The organism is Listeria fleischmannii subsp. fleischmannii LU2006-1 (genome assembly GCF_000344175.1).
GTDB lineage: Bacteria > Bacillota > Bacilli > Lactobacillales > Listeriaceae > Listeria > Listeria fleischmannii.
This window is the reverse complement of record NZ_ALWW01000026.1, coordinates 1-18,590: the sequence shown is the minus strand read 5'-3', so window position 1 is coordinate 18,590 and position 18,590 is coordinate 1. Positions and strand designations below refer to the sequence as shown.

The 18,590-nt window shown below is 35.1% G+C and carries 17 protein-coding genes and 2 pseudogenes; 14 read left to right on the top strand and 5 right to left on the bottom strand.

Annotation, left to right across the window (positions count from 1 at the left end; translation table 11 throughout):
• Positions 1–16 precede the first annotated feature (16 nt).
• The 3 genes from LFLEISCH_RS14700 to LFLEISCH_RS08845 all read left to right on the top strand — a co-directional run bounded on the left by LFLEISCH_RS14700 (position 17) and on the right by LFLEISCH_RS08845 (position 2,463).
• Positions 17–1,048, top strand: coding sequence for an ABC transporter permease (locus LFLEISCH_RS14700; RefSeq protein WP_051057298.1), 1,032 nt, complete (start codon positions 17–19; stop codon positions 1,046–1,048).
• A 411-nt stretch (positions 1,049–1,459) separates the two neighbouring features.
• On the top strand, positions 1,460–1,699 hold the full coding sequence (locus LFLEISCH_RS08850) for an AbiH family protein (protein ID WP_007475592.1): 240 nt from the start codon (positions 1,460–1,462) through the stop codon (positions 1,697–1,699).
• A 104-nt stretch (positions 1,700–1,803) separates the two neighbouring features.
• Positions 1,804–2,463: a cyclic nucleotide-binding domain-containing protein gene (locus LFLEISCH_RS08845; RefSeq protein ID WP_007475590.1), complete on the top strand. Its 660-nt coding sequence runs from the start codon at positions 1,804–1,806 to the stop codon at positions 2,461–2,463.
• Between the two features lie 220 nt (positions 2,464–2,683).
• Here the strand turns inward: LFLEISCH_RS08845 and LFLEISCH_RS08840 are convergent, their stop codons facing one another.
• A complete protein-coding gene (locus LFLEISCH_RS08840; RefSeq protein WP_007475588.1) occupies positions 2,684–3,307 on the bottom strand; it encodes a cyclic nucleotide-binding domain-containing protein in 624 nt (207 codons plus the stop codon).
• 313 nt (positions 3,308–3,620) lie between these two features.
• On the opposite strand from LFLEISCH_RS08840, the gene LFLEISCH_RS14695 reads away from it, so the two are divergent.
• From LFLEISCH_RS14695 to LFLEISCH_RS08825, 3 genes are all read left to right on the top strand, one after another.
• Positions 3,621–5,417: a MucBP domain-containing protein gene (locus LFLEISCH_RS14695; RefSeq protein ID WP_007475587.1), complete on the top strand. Its 1,797-nt coding sequence runs from the start codon at positions 3,621–3,623 to the stop codon at positions 5,415–5,417.
• Positions 5,418–5,564: 147 nt separating this feature from the next.
• Positions 5,565–6,680 carry an immunoglobulin-like domain-containing protein gene (locus LFLEISCH_RS08830; RefSeq protein WP_007475586.1) on the top strand — a complete coding sequence of 372 codons (1,116 nt, stop codon included), beginning with the start codon at positions 5,565–5,567 and terminating at the stop codon, positions 6,678–6,680.
• A gap of 1,131 nt (positions 6,681–7,811) precedes the next feature.
• On the top strand, positions 7,812–8,057 hold the full coding sequence (locus LFLEISCH_RS08825; RefSeq protein ID WP_007475585.1) for a hypothetical protein: 246 nt from the start codon (positions 7,812–7,814) through the stop codon (positions 8,055–8,057).
• A gap of 85 nt (positions 8,058–8,142) precedes the next feature.
• Here LFLEISCH_RS08825 and LFLEISCH_RS08820 read toward each other — a convergent pair whose 3' ends face one another.
• Complete coding sequence (locus LFLEISCH_RS08820) at positions 8,143–9,681, bottom strand: polysaccharide pyruvyl transferase family protein (protein ID WP_007475584.1); 1,539 nt, start codon at positions 9,679–9,681, stop codon at positions 8,143–8,145.
• Positions 9,682–10,198: 517 nt separating this feature from the next.
• Here LFLEISCH_RS08820 and LFLEISCH_RS08815 point away from each other — a divergent pair.
• The 7 genes and pseudogenes from LFLEISCH_RS08815 (at position 10,199) to LFLEISCH_RS08785 (ending at position 15,772) form a co-directional block, all read left to right on the top strand.
• A complete protein-coding gene (locus LFLEISCH_RS08815; protein ID WP_007475582.1) occupies positions 10,199–11,206 on the top strand; it encodes a globin domain-containing protein in 1,008 nt (335 codons plus the stop codon).
• A gap of 117 nt (positions 11,207–11,323) precedes the next feature.
• Positions 11,324–11,653, top strand: coding sequence for a PadR family transcriptional regulator (locus tag LFLEISCH_RS08810; RefSeq protein ID WP_007475580.1), 330 nt, complete (start codon positions 11,324–11,326; stop codon positions 11,651–11,653).
• Positions 11,650–11,973, top strand: coding sequence for a DUF1048 domain-containing protein (locus tag LFLEISCH_RS08805; protein WP_007475577.1), 324 nt, complete (start codon positions 11,650–11,652; stop codon positions 11,971–11,973). The genes LFLEISCH_RS08810 and LFLEISCH_RS08805 overlap by 4 nt, the downstream gene beginning before the upstream one ends.
• 15 nt (positions 11,974–11,988) lie before the next feature.
• Positions 11,989–12,897 (top strand): ABC transporter ATP-binding protein, encoded by a 909-nt coding sequence (locus LFLEISCH_RS08800; RefSeq protein WP_007475575.1) that lies wholly within the window; start codon positions 11,989–11,991, stop codon positions 12,895–12,897.
• A gap of 7 nt (positions 12,898–12,904) precedes the next feature.
• Entirely contained in the window at positions 12,905–13,666 is a 762-nt protein-coding gene (locus tag LFLEISCH_RS08795) for an ABC transporter permease (RefSeq protein ID WP_007475573.1), read from the top strand.
• A 406-nt stretch (positions 13,667–14,072) separates the two neighbouring features.
• Positions 14,073–15,009 (top strand): annotated as a pseudogene (locus LFLEISCH_RS08790) (ABC transporter ATP-binding protein).
• Positions 15,002–15,772: an ABC transporter permease gene (locus LFLEISCH_RS08785; protein WP_007475569.1), complete on the top strand. Its 771-nt coding sequence runs from the start codon at positions 15,002–15,004 to the stop codon at positions 15,770–15,772. Before LFLEISCH_RS08790 ends, LFLEISCH_RS08785 begins: the two are co-directional and overlap by 8 nt.
• Positions 15,773–16,100: 328 nt before the next feature.
• Here the strand turns inward: LFLEISCH_RS08785 and LFLEISCH_RS08780 are convergent.
• Together LFLEISCH_RS08780 and LFLEISCH_RS16495 are read right to left on the bottom strand one after the other, a co-directional pair.
• Positions 16,101–16,980 (bottom strand): annotated as a pseudogene (locus LFLEISCH_RS08780) (MFS transporter).
• A gap of 13 nt (positions 16,981–16,993) precedes the next feature.
• Positions 16,994–17,269 (bottom strand): MFS transporter, encoded by a 276-nt coding sequence (locus LFLEISCH_RS16495; protein ID WP_420912439.1) that lies wholly within the window; start codon positions 17,267–17,269, stop codon positions 16,994–16,996.
• A gap of 203 nt (positions 17,270–17,472) precedes the next feature.
• Between LFLEISCH_RS16495 and LFLEISCH_RS08775 the strand changes: the two genes are divergently transcribed.
• Positions 17,473–17,970 carry a PadR family transcriptional regulator gene (locus LFLEISCH_RS08775; protein ID WP_051057302.1) on the top strand — a complete coding sequence of 166 codons (498 nt, stop codon included), beginning with the start codon at positions 17,473–17,475 and terminating at the stop codon, positions 17,968–17,970.
• Here the strand turns inward: LFLEISCH_RS08775 and pflA are convergent.
• Positions 17,953–18,590 (bottom strand): pyruvate formate-lyase-activating protein (gene pflA / locus LFLEISCH_RS08770; RefSeq protein WP_007475563.1); only part of this gene is annotated, 638 nt, incomplete at its 5' end. The two genes, LFLEISCH_RS08775 and pflA, sit on opposite strands and share 18 nt — an antisense overlap.

Here is an 18,590-nt window from a genome sequence, read left to right as displayed (position 1 = left end):
GGCTCTACGTGATGCGATGTCTAGCCCAGTTCGCGTTCTTATGGGAATCATCGGTGTAACGGGTTGTATGATGCTTCTTATGGCAGGATTTGGAATGCCTGATTCTATGAACGGCCAAGTGACAGATTCTTACGGAGAAGATTTTACATATACTTACCGAGTTGAAACAACAGCAAATGATCTTCCCGCATTACAAAAAGAGCTGCCTGATGCGCAGTCCATTCAGAGTGTATCCACACGTATTTATCCAGATGATGGTTATGATTATGTGTTAAATATTCTTGGAAAAGGAAATTATGTAAATGTCCAAACAACCGACGGAAAAAGTATTTCGGATGATGGCGTTTATGTGACAGAAGGTGTGGCTGATGCGGCTGGTTTAGCAAAAGGACAGACCATTGAATTACTCGTCTCAAGGTCAAAAGAAAGGTATAAACTAAAAATAAGCGGTATTATTCATTCAAGTGTCCCGCAAGGCGCCTATATCACCGAAAAAATGTGGAAAAAAATGGACGGGACCTATCAACCGACGATTTTAATGGTTGGGGATAATGTAACTTATAAGCAATTAGACCAAAATACAAAAATTCATCAAATTATTTCCATGAAAGAACAGCGCAAGGTTGCAACAGAACTAGTTGATAGTTTAGAAAGTATTTTTATGCTCATCAAAGTATTTGCTATTTTACTAGGCGTTGTCATCCTATATAACCTAGGAGCGCTTAGCTTCACAGAAAGAAGAAGAGAGTATGCCACCTTACGCGTTTTAGGCTATCAAAAAAGCCAAATCAGTTCGCTTGCCATTAAAGAAAATATTTTTACTACCGTGGTTGGTTGGATTATCGGATTACCACTTGGATTTTTATTTTTAGATCAATATGTGAGTACATTTTCCACTTATCAAATCACATATTATCCCAAAATTTCAGTGGTCAGCATTATCATCGCCTCAATTATTACAATCGTCGCTTCATTAACAACCAGTTTCTTAATTGGACGTCGAATCCGCAAGTTAGATATGATTGAAGCTATTAAAGGTGTAGAATAAAACACAAAACAAGAGGCCGCCGAACCGGTCTCTTGTTTTGTGTTTGGAAAAAGATTCTGGGAAAGTATTGAAGAAATGCTTGATTGGTCTTGGCGAATGATAGAAGACTGATTCAAAAAAATTTTGGATCCTGGTCGTCCTGCCTTTTATATGCATAAACATTCCTTTAACATAGCATCTGTTAAAGGATGTCAATTCGAAAACAAGGAGTTTAGCAGTAATGATTGCTGGACTCCTTAAATTCAAGTGTCAATGCCGATTATAAAATGTAGTTTTTTCTTAATAAAATTGACATACGATGTCTCTTTGTATGGGAATTATTTGTAAAATTATTAACTAACATGCGATAAATATGATTGTACGATATTCTAATAAATGAAAGGACATCATAAAAGATAGGGGAATATATAGATGAATATAACTTTTCTTATTGGTAATGGATTTGATATAGAAATAGGTCTTAAAACAAAATTTAGTGATTTCTATAAACAATTACGTGATGAAAAAAGAAAAAGAAATCATATTTATAAAGAAATAACTGAAAATCCTGATAAATGGTCTGATTTTGAAGTGGCTTTGGGAAATTATACCAAAAAAACAAGGCCTATCGGTTTGAATATCTATAAGAAGGGAATGACTAAATATGTCTAGCGGGAGCTAGCTTCACTGTGAGGAGTACTCAGGCAATCTTTTTCTAAAAAAAGATTTGTTTTTATCTGCGTATGCCACATTCAAAATGAAAGGGGAAGGAAAATTTGGAGAAAAGAAATTCACGGGCCTGGCTGTCTTTAGTTGATGAATTAGAAACAAATTCCCCAGAAGCCAGTTGGGTTATTAGAGAAAATATTCCTGAAGCAAAACCTTTTGAAATTCAAAAATTAGAACCCCATTTTATTCTTATCTTAGAAGGAGTACTCCGGCTGGAAAATCAAAATAAGCAAATTTTACATTATTTTGCGCCAGATAGTGTTTTATATCAGTCGCCATATGAATTGAGAGTGCAAGATAAGCTCATGTTAGTAGCTGAAGTAGATGCTAAAATAGTTTTACTCCATCGAGAATTTTTTCTAAATTATGCGGCGAATAAACCGCACTACTATGAAAAACTTATGCGTGCAACTGTGGCTAATGCAGCTTCATTTATGTTTGAGCTTATGCGAAATGATATAACTGGAGAAGATAAGTTGATGTATTCTTTTCAACAGCTTATTCACAGTTTGAATTTGGAGAGTAGAGGGGATTTTTATGAGTTACCTCATTTTATCAATCTACAGAGCCTTTCTCGATATAGTCATGTATCACGGAAGAGTATGTATACCTACTTAGAGAAATTAGAGCGAAGAGGCCTAATTAAAAGACGAAAAAATATACTAAGTGTGAAGAATCCTTCCTTACGAAACGAGTGGAACGAATGAATCTTACCCGTCATTTGTTGATGATTATGTGAGCAACAGAAGTGTCAGCATTTATATTGGCAATAAAAAATAAATAAGTCAATATTGAAGAACCACTCTAACAAATGAATAGAGTGGTTTTTAATACTACAATTTTTAATTTTTAAATATTTATCATAAAAAGGAGCTATTTATTAGAAATGTAAAATCTTTTCTTCAAAAATATATGGTGACGCTGCTCTTAAACCTTAACGTATATAGACTTTGATTCTATACGAATTAAATTCTGTTGGACGAGAGAATCTAACATTATATCCAAATACTTTCGTGATAAGTTACTATATTTCGATAAATTTACTTTATTTATAAAAGGAGGTAGTTTACAGAAGCCATCTTCGCAAGGTATATTTAATTTTTCGCTTAAATAGCGAAGAGAGTACATTAAGCGATCCTCAGTTGAATAATCATGTTTCATAATTTCATTATATAAGTTCAGATTATTAGAAAGAGACATTTCAAGAAGCCATTCTAAATAGGAAGGTTTATTCGTTGCGAAGTTGAGAAAATACTCACGATAAACAAAGGCAAGTTTTACATCTGTATCACATATTAATTCTAATTTATTAGTAATGTTCAAATCAGATACTTGTTGGTTGATAACATCTCCTTCAGAAAAAAAGAGGATAATTTGTTTGTTTTTGTTTCCTAAATGTAGCACGCCTTCTAATACAATAATAAATTCTTCTTTAAAATATTTCCCTGGAATACTAGAAGTTTTGGGAATTGACATAATACGAACCCAGTCAGAATCAGCCTTATTTTGATTGAGGTCTAGTAAAATTTCAGAGGTTTTATTTTTCAACATATCTTTCGCGCTCCTTTTACTTTAATAGCATTAATCATAGCAAAGGTAACGTCCGGAACAGTGTGTATTTTACACAGATAAAAAGTAGGTTGTGTGACTAAAAGTTCATAAAATGAGGAATATGAGGCAGAGCCTGTGTTTAGAAGTAATTTATTAGAAGTCTTTCACAGAAATTTCACATTTACACTCTAGCTATGTGTAAAATACCCACAGGGCAATCCATAGTCCATGCTATACTTTTGGAGAAAATCATATCCGTCTTTCAAGTAGAAGTAAATATGGTTTTTAATAACTTATCAAAGGAGCAAAAAAAATGAAATTAGGTCAACTTGGTATTTTAACACTAGCAACAGCTTTGGTTGTACAAGCACCCTTACAAGTTCATGCAGCTAGCGTTAGTAAAAGTGAGGAAAAGGTAGTAACAAATAACAAAATAGGAGCAGAGGCTGAAACAGCTGCACCAATTACAGTCAATCATGTATATAATGGAACTATTTTCAAAACTGAAACACTGACTGGAACAGTTGGTGAAACTTATACATCAGAGGATTTAATTAGTGCAGGTGCTAAAAATGGAAAAAATAGCTGGAGACTTACGAATACTACAGGAAATCCTATAGGAACGTTTTCTACAGAGCCCCAAACAGTAACATATGAATATACACCTTTCAAAAATGCTATGAACATACAAGTTCTATATAAAGATATTGACACTGGTAAAGGTATTTATGTTCATAACCCATTTGACCCAGATCAACTAAAGCAAGGTTTGAAATCATTTGATAATATTACTGGTAGTGTAGGAGATACAATTGATTTCTCCTATCAACAAACTTATGTAGGGATGGACGAAGGATATCAATATGCAGATGGTACAATAGGAACAGGTGGTTCTTATGAATTTGTAAAAGAAAGTCCTGCCCTACCGTCTATTATGCCAGCTACGTATCCGGGTGAAGATAGACCTGTGGTCACACTATACTATAAAAAAATAAGTGATGAAAATCCTGTTGTAGCAGGACAAGATGTAACGGTTAAATATGTAGATACCGATGGCAATGAATTAGCACCAGCTGATATATTAAGTGGTAATATAGATGAAAGTTATACATCTAAAGCAAAAACAATTGATGGTTATACATTAAAAGAAACACCAGCAAATGCAACAGGAACATTTAGTGATGCAGCTCAAACTGTCACGTATGTATATGAAAAAGATGCTGTAGCAGGTGAAGATGTAATCGTTAAATATGTAGATACAGATGGCAACGAACTTGCAGTAGCTGAGACACTAAAAGGAAACATTGGTGAAGCATTCGCAGCTAAAGAAAAAGCAATTGATGGTTATACATTAAAAGAAACACCAGTAAACGCAACAGGAACATTCAGTGATACGGCTCAAACTGTCACATATGTGTATGAAAAAGATGCGGTGGTTGTAGCAGGACAAGATGTAACGGTTAAATATGTAGATGCTGACGGCAATGAAGTAGCCACAACAGATACATTAAGTGGTAACGTAGGTGATGACTATATATCTAAAGCAAAAACAATTGATGGTTATACATTAAAAGAAACACCAGCAAACGCAACAGGAACATTCAGCGATGCATCGCAAACAGTTACGTATGTGTATGAAAAAGATGCGGTGGTTGTAGCAGGACAAGATGTAACGGTTAAATATGTAGATGCCGATGGTAATGAATTAGCAACATCTGCAACATTAAGTGGTAACGTAGGTGATGCTTATGCATCTAAAGCAAAAACAATTGATGGTTACACATTAAAAGAAACACCAGCAAATGCAACAGGAACATTTAGTAATGCAGCACAAACAGTTACGTATGTATATGAAAAAAAATCAGCAGACAATAATAACCATAAAAATGGTACAACAGACAAAAACACACCAACTACAAACATGAATGTACAAGAGAAAAATACAGTGAAAGATCCAACTTCTAATAATTCAGCTAAGGTAGCAACATCAAAAACTGGCCTTCCTAAAACAGGAGATCAAACATTAGACAGCGGTATATTAGTAGGTATAGGAGCGTTATTACTAGGAGTATTGGCATTATTTACTCGCCGACAAAAAAATGCAAAATAAACAAAGAAAAATTTGAAACTAAAATGGGAGCCCTTATTAATTAAGGGCTCTTCTTTCATAAAAAAGGCCAATTAAACCATGAATTATGGCACAAATAGGTTAAAAAGCTAAGTTTATTAAAATCATTGTGAAGGAGCCGGTATTATTTTGAAAAAAATTCTTATAAGTTTTTGTATCATTTCTGTTATGGTTGTGGGAAATTTTTCTTTTCAAGAAAATACAGTCTATGCCACAGAACGATCAAATGATGAGAAAATAGATACGCAGGAATTAACTGTTGATCCAATTCAGGATAAGAGTAGAACCATTACAGGGAAGGGTATACCTGGACATTATGTAAACTTTTTAAATTCGACACAACGTGAGCAAAAGGGATTGAATATTCCGGTTGATAGTGAAGGAAATTATTCTTACTCGCTAGCTGAAGGTGAGCGTTTAAATAGTGGTGATGTAATTATTGTTTTTGATAGTCAAGTAGCAGGAGGGTTACAAGCACGAACAACGGTTTTAGAGAATAAAGCCCCCACTATTACTGGGGAAGAAAAAACACGTCTAAATCCTAATCAAGATTTTGACGTTATGAGTAGCATAGAAGCAATAGATACAGAAGATGGGGATTTAACGAATCAATTACAAATTGTTAGTAATACAGTGGATACAAGTCAATCTGGAAGTTATGAAGTCATTTATAAAGTGACTGATTTAGATAATCATGAAGCAACTTTTACTCGCACAGTTATTGTAACGGAAGCCCCGATTATTACGGGAGAAGAGAAAGTGGAGATAACGGAAAATGAAACTTACAGCCCTATGGAAACAATTCATGCTACAGATAAAGAAGATGGCGATTTAACTAGTCGTGTGAAAATGATAGATAATCCAGTCGATATAGCGAAGCAAGGTAGCTATACAGTCACTTATGAAGTCGTGGATCAAGATGGAAATCGTGCAGAATTTAAACAAGTTGTAGTCGTTACTAAAGATATAACAAATTTTGAAAATCCTGAAGTAGTGAAAGAGATAGGTAAAGTAAATAAAAAATCTGAAGAGGTAGTTGGATCCAATAAAGAGCAGGTTATTTCTTCAGAAAAAGCACAAGAAACGTTGCAAAAAACAACAGAGAAAAAAACGTATAAGAAAAGTTTAAATGAAGATAAAAAACGGCTGCCCAAGACTGGGGACTCGGAAACGACTTATTTTATGCTATCGGGTATGTCACTAGTTATCTTTGGAGGATGCTTGATTTTAAGAAGAAAAAAATAAAAATCTAGCATTTACTTAAAGAGGATATTCATGACTCTTATGTTAATGTATAAAAATTAATCAACATAATCCATCTTAACGGAAGTCAACTCAAAAACAGGTACTTGAAAAAGGATATGTGAATGTAACGGTTGCTTTATACTTTATGACAAGAATGGGAACCGCTAAAAGGGTGACGGATGATTTTTTAAAGTTATCGGGGAAAGCCTACGCACTTTTGAGGATTTTGCAAGAGAAAACATTCAATGCTTCTTGATAAGGAAACAATTTAAGTGCCAATAGAGTATAACCTAGTGTACAGTTAGAGATTTGTTGCTATGCACGATTTTAAAGTATGTTCAATAGAATTGTTCAAAATCCGCATGTGTAGGGTGATTTTTTAAAAGTTTACTTTTGAAGGAAAGGAAGTAACTAAATAAAAGTAAAGGTAATTTGCCAAGCTGAATAACTATGTAGGCAATCTCACTTTAAGATAAATTAGATTTAAAATAAACAAAAAAAACACCAATATGGAAAGGGGAGAAAACCATACTGGTGAAAAAGGGGATAGAAAAACATCTATAAAAAGGGAGTAAAAATAGATGTCTTTCATTTGATAAACTTAGTATATCGGTTGAACTTTAAAATGAACTAGGAATCCAATGAGAATAAAATAAGAATATGCAACATTAGTTTAATCATTAAATGTCCATTTAAGGTATATCCTAAATGGACAAATAAAAAAGATGGCTTTTTGCCGTTTTTAAATGTAAAATTAAGGTGTCAAATAAATGGTTTGAAATTCGGGAGGAAAAAGATATAATTGTCACCTATGCGCGGATAAGTTCATACGATTAAAGCCAATTTCTGAATTTAAAAGTGGATGTATAGAAAATTTTCATCGAGAAAAATACTTTGATTAGGGAATAGTAGCCGTTTAATCGAAATAGAAACGTAAAAGTAGTTTTAAAAGTAAATCAAATAATTTAGCAAAAATTACATTAAGTCTTGTCTTAGTGTATACTGTGCTTATTTTTATAGGTTGGAATGTTACCACCAACTGTAGAAACACAAGAATTTGATGGGGATGCTGTTAAAAAGTGTTGGAAGTTGGTATTTTAGTTCTAAACCATATTAAGAGGAGAAATTTGCATGACAAAGAAGGTAATTTTGACAAGTGTATTAGTTATTTGGACAGTTATATGTGTTGCCATGAGCGTTTCAATGATTAGAAATAATGAAGGAATCGGGTTTCCTGTATGGCTACATCTAGTATTATTAATAGCCTTTTTAAGTACAGGTCTAGTAGATATAAAAAGAAAAAGTTATGTATGGAGTATTATTCTTTTTGAAGGCGTTTTACTCGTTTGTATCAGTTTGTTGATTATAATTTTCTAAATAAAAAGAGGCGTACTTATTCTCACCTAAATACGCCTCTTTTTTGTAAGCTGTTTTGAATACTGTTTATATCGACTTCCTTTTATTATGTCTTCTTAAGCGAGGCAAATGAATCGGCTATTCGAAGAGTCGTTTTGACGGCTTTCCGATTTAAAGTGCCTTGATAATGCTGAATATCTTGCTTTAATTTTAAAGACTGATTTTGTTCTGCCTGAAGTAAGACATCTTTTTCAGACAGATGTTTGTCTAGTTGATTTACTTTTTGTTCTAAGTTTTGGATGGTCACGTCTTGCTTTGCGATAATTTGTCCATTTTCCTCAATTTTATTTTTCAGTTGTTTGATCTGATTTTGACGCAAATTAATATGGTAACGAAGGCGATAATCTTGTCGTTCATTTTGCAGGTTCGATGCGAGGTGAACTCGTTCGAGTAATTGATCGCCTTTTAATTGTGTGACCACGGTTGGGCTTTTGTTGAATTCAATTGGGGCTATTTCAGCATCTAAAGGAGCGTCTAGCCGATTTTTATCATTTTTATAAATATGCGCTAACTCATTTTCATCTAAAAAAGAGATAAAGTTATCAAAATTTCTAGCTTGTACTTTTTCGGCTGATTTTAGGTCGACGGTTTGGAGTAATTCGTCTAGGTCATGAATCGTTTCCAACTTATCAGCTGTGACATGGGGTAAATTGTGGTATGAGGCTAGTTCACGCATTCTTGCATCTTGGACAAAAGAAATATTGGGTGTTCCGCAAATGGTAGGGATAACATTGCCGTGGAGCCTAGAACCAATTGATAGGTCGACTTGTTTCATAAAATCATACCAGCTTGGCATGGAGGTAAAGTATTTTACGCGTCCTTCTCTGTAATATTTATGCGCGATTGAGGTCGGATAACTTGGCTCTTCACTTGAAATGTCAGGACCACCTGCATAGGCGATATACAGTTCGTCAAGGTGCTGTGGAATAAAATAATAGTTTTTGTAAGTGTCAATGGTTTGATTTAAAAATTGTAAAGAGCTTTCTCTTGATAAAGGAGAGGCATTGATGGCCAGTAAAGAATCTGTTTCTAATTGCAAATCACGAATATGTAGATGCCGACCGAATGTATAAAGGGAAGGACAGCCAATAATTTCGAAATCACTTTCATGAAATCCTAAATGTAGTAAATAGTCGGCCGTGATTTGCCCGCGCAAACCGAGTTTAGTACTTTTTTCTAAAACCGCTTTGACAAAAGCTCTTACATCATCATCAAACGGGAATCCCTCTTTTAGATTTGGTTCATAGTTTGCACGCAAGCCAATTCCTGTGACAATAACAGGGATTTTTAGTTGTTGAATTAAAGCTGTATAATTGCGTAAGGTAGCACGGAAATCTTCGCGAAAAGCATCTGCGAAAGGGAGAATATAAAAATCATACTCTTCGTTAATTTTAGCTGCTAAATTGGGATTTGAAGTTAATCCATCTGCATCCATCTCCACATCTTCTTGCCAAAGCGTGCGATATATGCTAAATTGATACGCAAGATTTCCGTTGTTATATCCTGTCCGGTCTTTTAAGTAAATGTCTTTAGCTGAAAAATTATCTAATGGTGTCATTCCTGATCGAACCAATATCTTTTTCAAATATTTCACATCCTTAAATAAAATACGCTTTCTACAGTAGTATAGCATGCTTGGCGTGGGGAATGATACTGTTTACATGTGGTGTTTTTTATTAAAAAGGGTGATTTATTTGTGAATTTTTTAACAGACAATTCAGTTTTATATGCAATAACACATACAGAAAGCGCTTCCGATTGCTATTTAGGGTCAAAAACAGGCTTTCTAGGGTGAAATCGATTTTTGGCTTATATTCTATGGTAAACTATAGTTAATCCTTTTTTTGATAAGTACGTCGGAATTGAATTAATAAAAAGTCTGCTATTAATTGGATGAAGACAAGCAAAAAAGAACCTTTTTGGAAGAGGGTTCTTTTTTGTCCAAACAAATTTAAATGAATGAGGTGGGAACATGTTGGACGAAAAAACGAAACAAACTGTGAAAGAAACAATTCCCTTTTTAGAAGCGAAAGGGACAGAAATTACCAGTCTTTTTTACAAGAATATGCTAGCAGCGCACCCCGAGCTACTGAATATTTTTAATGAAAACAATCAAAAAAAAAGGATTACAGCAAAAAGCACTCGCTAATACTGTTCTAGCGGCTGCAAAACATATTGATGACTTGTCTGTTTTAGCAGATTATATTCAGCAGATTGGGTATAAGCATCGTGCTTTGCAAGTAAAAGCAGAGCATTATCCCATTGTTGGGTATCATTTATTAGAGGCTATTCAGTCTGTTTTAGGTGACGGGGCAACAACACAAATTATGGAAGCATGGGAAAAAACATATTCTGAAATTGCCCAAGTATTTATTGATGTCGAAGCAGAGATGTACCAGGCTGAAAATTGGAAAGGCTTCCAGGCTTTTCGTGTTATTTATATTGATAAGCCTATAGAAGGGATCATTAAGTTAGGGCTCGCGTCTACTTTCCCTATCGGAAAAATTGAACCTGGTCAATACGTAACAGTACGAATAAAAGATAGGGACGCCACTTATTATTCAAATCGGCATTATTCTATATATCAGTTTGATGAAGCAACTAATCAAATCTTTATTGCTGTTCGAGTAGAGAGACAAGGTGTGGTTTCAAATTATTTAAATGAGAAAGTGCAACTTGATGATGAAATCTATTTAAGTGCTCCAGCGGGTGATTTTCAGTTACATAAGGATGTTAGACAAGTTTTCATTAGTTCCGGTATAGGGGAGACACCGATTTTACCAATGGCTAAAATGGCAAGTGAAGAGAACCAAGCTGTAATATGGATTCAAAACTACCGAGAAAGTTCTGGCTCTGCTTTAAAAGCGGAGATTTCTCAATTACCGAGTACAGTTAAAATGTATCAAAATATTAGCGAGACCGAGGGACGACTTGATCAAAATAAATTAGAAGATTTCTTGGACGGACAACTTTTTGGTCAATTTTATTTGTGCGGCTCGCCTGAATTTACTATAGGTATTAAAAAAGCCCTTTTAGAAATTGGTGTTCTAGAAGAGAAAATTCATTATGAAGTTTTCGATGCGCCAAAAATGTCTACTATTTTTAGCTAAATACGTGGAACAAAAAAACAACAGAAAAAAAACTGTTGTTTTTTTTTGTTGACAATTAATCTACTTTGTATTACTATATAGTTGTACTTAGTAATACAAAGTAGAGAGGTGGAAAACATGAAAGGCCTAACTGAACTGTTAAAAGGTGTTCTTGAGGGAATGATTCTACAAAAGATTTCAAATGGCGAAACGTATGGCTATGAAATTACAAAATATCTAAATGACTTAGGCTTTGATGAAATTGTGGAAGGAACTGTCTATACCATTTTATTACGAGTTGAGAAAAAAGGATTGGTTGAAGTGGAGAAGAAAAAATCTGCTTTAGGCCCAGCTAGAAAGTTTTACACATTAAATCATGCGGGAAAAGAAGAACTAGAAGTTTTTTGGGAAAAATGGAACTTTATTGCTTTGAAAATGAAAGAAGTAGAAGGAGGGGAAGCGAAATGACAAATTGGTTTACAAAATATCGTGCGGAAAAACGTGCGTATAAAGCCTATAAGAAAAGAGTCGATGCTTTGCCAGCAGAGTTTCGCGATGTAATGGAAGGGATTCAAACCTATCTTTGGACTTTTGCAGGTGGCTCCGGCATGATGGAAGTTTTAACTAATGTCCTCGAAATGTTTGAGAATGCTGTTGTGGATGGTCAAGAAGTGCGCGATGTTGTAGAAGAAGATTTAGCTGATTTTGCAGATAGCCTTTTAAATGAATTCCCGGAAGAAACATGGATGGAAAAGCAACGAAATAAATTACGGAAAACGCTCAAATAGAAAGGAGAGGCCATGATGCCTATTATTGATATTCGAAATATTAAGAAAAATTTTAAAAAGCAGACTGTTTTGGAAGATGTTTCTATTCAAGTCGAAAGAGGAAGTATTTATACTCTGCTTGGCGCTAATGGGGCAGGAAAAAGCACACTATTAAAAATCATTACTGGACTCATCGAAAGCGACGGGGGGCAGGTTGAAATTGATCAGCTTCCAGTTGATAAAAATCCTCGTGAAGCGCAAAAACTGTTTAGTTATAATGCTCAACACGCAAGCGTCGACGAAGTGCTTAGCGGCTTTGAAAATCTAGTTTTAATAGGAAAATTACGCCATGTCAATCAACCGAAAAAAGTAGCGCTCGAATTATTAGCACAATTTGATTTACTTGATGCAAAAGATAAAATTGTATCGATGTATTCTGGTGGAATGAAACGCCGCCTAGATTTAGCTATGAGCCTTGTAGGAGATGCCAAAATTTTATTCCTTGATGAACCAACTACGGGTCTTGACCCTACAAGTCGCCTAGATTTATGGAAAGTAATTCGACATCTTCAAGAAAATGGAAAAACCATCTTTTTAACAACCCAGTATCTTGAGGAAGCGGATCAATTAGCGGATACCATTGGATTTTTAAAAGATGGGAAAATTATTGCGACAGGAACACCGAAAGAAATGAAACGTTTAGCCGGCGAAAATCGTTTGCACTTATCTTTTTCAGTAGAAGATATAGAAAAAGCCGAACAAATTTTAGAAGACTTCCAACCAAAACGGATTGAAAGTGACATGTTATCAATCGAACTAACTGAAGAAATGGTAAGCGTTTTAAATATATTAAAAGTGTTAAATACTAATCAACTCGAACCAACGGATTTTGAAACCATTCGTCCAACTCTTGATGATGTATTTGTAACACTTACGAAAGGATGAAAAAATGATGAAAGAGTATTTTAATGATATATTCGCGCTTTCTGGCCGAATTATTAAACATAATTTAAGAAGTGTAGATACAATGATAACCGTTGTTATCATGCCCATTATGATTATGCTTGGAATGGTTTATATTTTCGGAGGATCCATCCAGCTACAAGGTGTTCAAAGTCAAGACTATGTCGATTATATTATGCCAGGTATTTTACTCATTACAATCGCCTCAAGCTCGGCCTATACATCACTACGAATTAACCTTGATAAAACGAGAGGGATGTTTGAGCGATTTAAATCGATGCCTATTGCTAAATCAGCAGTTTTAGGTGGCCATGTTGTCGCTTCCGTAATCTTTATGCTCATTTCATGTGCAGCAGTGTTATTAGTAGGCCTATTAATTGGCTTTAGATCTGATGCAAGCTTTTTAGAATGGCTAATGATTATCCTATTTCTTGTTTTATTCGCTTTTATGCTTACATGGCTCTCAGTCCCATTTGGTTTGATGGCTGGAGGCGTGGAGGGAGCAAGCGCATTCTCATACGTGATTTTACTCCTAATGTTCGTTAGTTCTGCTTTTGTTCCAGTCGAAGGGATGTCAAAAATTGTTCGGATATTTGCCGAAAATCAGCCGATGACGCCCATTATTCAAACATTAAGGAATTTATTTAATGCCCAGCCACTAACAAGCGATGCATGGGTTTCGCTTATCTGGATTGCCGCAATCCTCATTATTTCCTATATCGCTGGGATGAAAGTATATCGTAAAGTATAGCCTAAAAGACTACCACTAGCATGGTAGTCTTTTTTCTATGTCCGCTCATCGCCTAATCAAACATAGAAAAATAAAGATAATGTACAAAAATAGTGTTTTTAAGTCTAAAAATGGCTATTTAGGACAAAAAACAGGGTTTCTAGGGAATTTTACTCTATAGCTTTCAATTTTGTGATATAGTGAACATGATTTATCAAGCTATTTTGATGAATCTCTATCACCTTTTGAGATGGGTGAAAATGAAACTAAAAAGAGCCTTTTGGAAGGGGCCTTTTTTTAGTTTCAATAAAAATCTTTTTTGCAAACGGGGTATCAATCAAACTGACAACATAATTTCCTAATTTGATGTATAATAGAAAAGTTGGAAAAACAAAATTCCATACTCGGAAAAAAGGAGTTATATCAAATGACATACGCACTCGAAATACAAAATTTAACAAAAACTTATGCGACTGGTGTACATGCCTTACGTGGCATTAATTTAACAGTGGAAGAGGGCGATTTTTACGCTTTACTCGGCCCAAATGGTGCAGGTAAATCAACAACAATCGGTATCATTACTTCTCTAGTCAATAAAACTTCTGGGAAGGTAAACGTTTTTGGCTATGATCTTGATAAAGATTTAGTTCGAGCGAAACAACAAATCGGTCTTGTTCCGCAAGAATTTAACTTTAATCCGTTTGAAACGGTGCAGCAAATTGTAGTCAATCAGGCAGGCTATTACGGAGTGCCACGAAAAGAAGCCATAAAACGTAGTGAGTATTATCTAAAAAAATCCGATTTATGGGAGAAAAGAAATGTGCGTGCCCGTATGCTATCAGGCGGAATGAAACGCCGTTTAATGATTGCACGAGCGCTTATGCATGAACCAAAATTGCTCATTCTAGATGAACCGACAGCAGGGGTAGACATTGAATTACGCCGCGAAATGTGGAAGTACTTAAAAGAACTAAACGAGGGTGGGACGACCATCATTTTAACTACCCATTATTTAGAAGAAGCCGAAATGCTTTGCCGTAATATCGGAATCATTCAATCTGGAACTTTAATCGAAAACACAAGTATGCGCTCTTTGCTAGCTAAATTGCAATTTGAAACCTTTATTTTTGATTTGGCAGCTTCTGATAACAAACCACAAATCTCGGGTTATAAAACGTATTTTGAAGATGATCTCACACTTGCTGTTGAAGTCGAGAGAAATCAAGGTGTGAACGAAATTTTCGAACAACTTTCTGCTCAGGGCGTCAAAGTTCTTTCCATGCGAAATAAATCCAATCGATTAGAAGAATTATTTTTAAAAATTAACAGAAGAAAAACACTTAGTGGAGGAAAAAAATGTTTAGTCTTTATTACACCGCATTAAAAAGCTTAGCTGTTAAAGAAACTAATCGCTATATGCGAATTTGGGTTCAAACTTTAGTACCACCTGTCATTACCACATCGCTTTATTTTATTATTTTTGGTAATTTAATTGGTGGTAGAATCGGGGAGATGGACGGATTTTCTTATATGGAATTCATCGTTCCTGGTCTGATTATGATGTCTGCCATCACGAGTTCATATTCCAATGTCTCTTCTTCCTTTTTCTCTCAAAAATTCCAAAAAAATATTGAAGAATTAATGATAGCACCCGTACCCACACACGTGATTATTTGGGGATTTGTCGTCGGGGGACTCGGTAGAAGTATTCTCGTGAGTGCACTTGTTACGATAATTTCTTTATTTTTTGTACCACTTCAGGTTTTCTCATGGCCGATTATCATTATCGCGCTTTTACTAACTGTCATTTTATTTTCTCTAGCCGGCTTATTAAACGGTATCTTTGCACAATCTTTTGATGATGTATCCATTGTACCAACCTTTGTGTTGCAACCACTGACTTATCTAGGCGGAGTATTTTATTCCGTGGCTATGTTACCACCATTTTGGCAAGCTGTCTCCAAGATCAACCCAATTGTCTATATGATTTCCGGTTTTCGTTACGGTTTCCTTGGAAAAACAGACGTTTCGCTGTGGGTATCCATTAGCATACTCGTTTTATTTATCGCAGCCCTTTATTTTCTTTGCTGGTATTTGATTGAAAAAGGACGCGGACTCAGAAGTTAATGAGGAAAAGCATAGCTAAAAATCCCAAATGTTAAATCGAAATCTAACATTTGGGATTTTTTATAATGAGGAGTTTAATACAGGGTATTCAATTAACACCATAAACTATTAAAACAAATTTAATAGTTTATTCTATAAGTGCTAGACTTCCATTATAAGTTGGCATTTTAATGCTAAAACAAATTCAAAAGTAAGGGAAGGCAAGGTTCTGTCCGTTATTTAAAACTAAAAAATTCTAGTTTACATAATATATATTATAGGAAGTAATGGTTATTATCGTAAACTAAAATAAAAAACGCCTTCTCATTAAGAAAACGTTTTTAATCAATTATTCCATGACTTCGATTTGTTTTTCAGCTGGTTGTGTGACTTTTAAAAATAAAATAGCCATACCGATTATTGCTAATGCGGCTGCAATTAAAAATGGATAACTTGTACCTAGCGTTTCACTTATTATTCCGGAACATAATGGTGCAAATGCTGCTCCGAGCCATCTAACGAAATTATATGCACCGCTTGTAACGCTACGTGCGTATGGTGAATGTTCAATAACGGTTGTGGTAAATAATGCGTTGTTTATGCCTAAAATTAGACCGGAAATGATGATGAGTGCAATTCTAACCCATAAAACATGAATGATACCTAGTAAAATTAAAATAATCGCACATGCAATCAATGTGAATTTTAAAATAGTTTTTGAATTATATCTTGCTTCTAAATCGTGCGCAATTTTGGCAGAGCCAAATGCAAGGCATAGTCCCCAGGCGAAAAAGACAAAACCGATTTTAATCGCGGATAAACCAAGGACAAGTGGCGAGAATGCGAGAATTGTAAAGAAACAGTAGTAGTAAAACATCCCACTTAAGGAAATTTGTAAAAATGGTTTATAGGTAAACAAATGCAACATTTGCTTGATTGGAACTTGTTTTTTGGTCAACACTTTGAGGTACTTTTACTTTAAATAAAATGAGTAAACAAGCAATGAAAATGAGTGCAGCTGTTGCTAAAAACGGATAACGCCACGACATATTCCCTAAAATGCCGCCTACTAATGGACCAAACGCCATACCTAGTCCCATTGCAGATTCATACAGGCCAATTGCGTGAGAAGTTGTATGTGAAAGCGAAATGAGTAGAGTCATGGCTGTCGCTAGAAACATGGAGTTTCCAAGTCCCCACCCTGCTCTAAAGATAGATAAAGCACCAATGCTATTAGAGAAACTACATAAAAGAGCGAATATCGTGACTAAAAAAAAGGCCGCTCACGATTAACTTTTTATCCCCCACTTTGCTTGCGACAATCCCGATTGGAATCATCATTATCGCCATTGTAAAAATATATGCGGTAAATAGCATTTCTACTTGCGAATGTGTAGCGCCAATACTTGATGCGATACTTGGTAATATCGGATCAACAATCCCAATTCCCATAAACGCTAGCAATGAGGCTGCTACTGTAATCCATTTGCCAGTGTTTTTTTCTTGTTCAGTTAACATTTTCTTTCCACTTCTTTCTATTTTTTTCAACTTGTTAAGTGTATCGCTTTTTCTTTTATATGTCAATATTTACATATGTATAATTTTTGTTTTCTCTTTGCACTTTTGAAATAAATAGATTACAATGGGCAATAGATAGGTTCTTGAAAGGAAGTAAGATTGTGAAGACGAATATTAATTTACTAGGCTTTACCCTACTTGAAATGATTGCGCGGGAAGCATCCAGTGGATATGATTTAGCGAATCGCCTCCGAATCATGCAAAATACAAATCACAGTCAGATTTATCCGATGCTCGCAAAGCTGGAAGAAGAAGGCTATTTAACTGTACATACGCAGGTCCAAGAAGGTAAACCGAATAAAAAAATTTATGCAATCACTGAAAAAGGTATTTTTTTATTAAAAGAATGGTCTGAGACAGCTTTAAAAACCCCTGTTACCAGAGATGAATTTATTATCAAACTGCAACTTGACTGGTTAAATCCTGATCGAACGGCGATTCTTTTAGAGGAACGCGTGGCCTATTTGAAGAGCCAGCTAAAGCTTGCTGAAGATAGTTTAGAACATTTTCAAAAGTTATTAGGGTTAGAAAGTGAAGATGATTTTATGCAAAATATGTCTTATCAAATCTATTTGCGAAGACGCGACTTAATTCTTGCAGAAATGGATTGGTGTGAAGATATTTTAAACCATAAAAAATAAGCCTCCATTTCTGGAAGGCTTATTTTTTATGCGTATGTGGCCGTTTTTTAAAATATCATTGGCCATTTTAACGGTTTCGTCATCAGGCGGTTCAATGCCTTCAAGTGGATAACGAATGCCCATTTCTTTCCATTTGTAGACACCCATTGTGTGATAAGGTAATACTTCCACGCGTTTTACATTAGGGAGTGTATCTATGAAGTCGCGAAGGGATGTTAGATCCGCAGGGTCATCTGTTTTTGTTGGGATTAAAACGTGACGAATCCAGATAGGTTGATTTTTGTCACGTAAATAATGCGCGAAGTCCAAAATTGGCGCATTGGATTTCGTTGTGAGTTTAAGATGTTTCTCAGGATTCATTTGTTTAATGTCAAGTAAAATTAAATCGGTCAAATCCATGAGCCGGTCTAATTTTTCAATGAATTCTGGTTCTCTTGTGAAACATCCGCCGCAACTATCGATCGTCGTGTGAATCCCAGCTTTTTTACATAAAGTAAAGAACTCAATCAAGAAATCAATTTGTAAGAGTGGTTCTCCGCCACTCACGGTAACGCCTCCGTTTGATGCTTCAAAAAAACTCGYRTTAATCGCTTCGTCAAAAACATCTTGTGCGGAACGTT

What these genes read in the sequence shown, in the direction of transcription:
- LFLEISCH_RS08840 (WP_007475588.1), bottom strand. Translation starts at nt 3,307, where the DNA reads ATGTTGAAAAATAAAACCTCTGAAATTTTACTAGACCTCAATCAAAAT.
- LFLEISCH_RS14700 (WP_051057298.1), top strand. Translation starts at nt 17, where the DNA reads ATGTCTAGCCCAGTTCGCGTTCTTATGGGAATCATCGGTGTAACGGGT.
- LFLEISCH_RS08785 (WP_007475569.1), top strand. Translation starts at nt 15,002, where the DNA reads ATGTTTAGTCTTTATTACACCGCATTAAAAAGCTTAGCTGTTAAAGAA.
- LFLEISCH_RS08800 (WP_007475575.1), top strand. Translation starts at nt 11,989, where the DNA reads ATGCCTATTATTGATATTCGAAATATTAAGAAAAATTTTAAAAAGCAG.
- LFLEISCH_RS08795 (WP_007475573.1), top strand. Translation starts at nt 12,905, where the DNA reads ATGAAAGAGTATTTTAATGATATATTCGCGCTTTCTGGCCGAATTATT.
- LFLEISCH_RS08850 (WP_007475592.1), top strand. Translation starts at nt 1,460, where the DNA reads ATGAATATAACTTTTCTTATTGGTAATGGATTTGATATAGAAATAGGT.
- LFLEISCH_RS16495 (WP_420912439.1), bottom strand. Translation starts at nt 17,269, where the DNA reads ATGTTAACTGAACAAGAAAAAAACACTGGCAAATGGATTACAGTAGCA.
- LFLEISCH_RS08825 (WP_007475585.1), top strand. Translation starts at nt 7,812, where the DNA reads ATGACAAAGAAGGTAATTTTGACAAGTGTATTAGTTATTTGGACAGTT.
- LFLEISCH_RS14695 (WP_007475587.1), top strand. Translation starts at nt 3,621, where the DNA reads ATGAAATTAGGTCAACTTGGTATTTTAACACTAGCAACAGCTTTGGTT.
- LFLEISCH_RS08805 (WP_007475577.1), top strand. Translation starts at nt 11,650, where the DNA reads ATGACAAATTGGTTTACAAAATATCGTGCGGAAAAACGTGCGTATAAA.
- LFLEISCH_RS08810 (WP_007475580.1), top strand. Translation starts at nt 11,324, where the DNA reads ATGAAAGGCCTAACTGAACTGTTAAAAGGTGTTCTTGAGGGAATGATT.
- LFLEISCH_RS08775 (WP_051057302.1), top strand. Translation starts at nt 17,473, where the DNA reads ATGATTGCGCGGGAAGCATCCAGTGGATATGATTTAGCGAATCGCCTC.
- LFLEISCH_RS08815 (WP_007475582.1), top strand. Translation starts at nt 10,199, where the DNA reads ATGAAAACAATCAAAAAAAAAGGATTACAGCAAAAAGCACTCGCTAAT.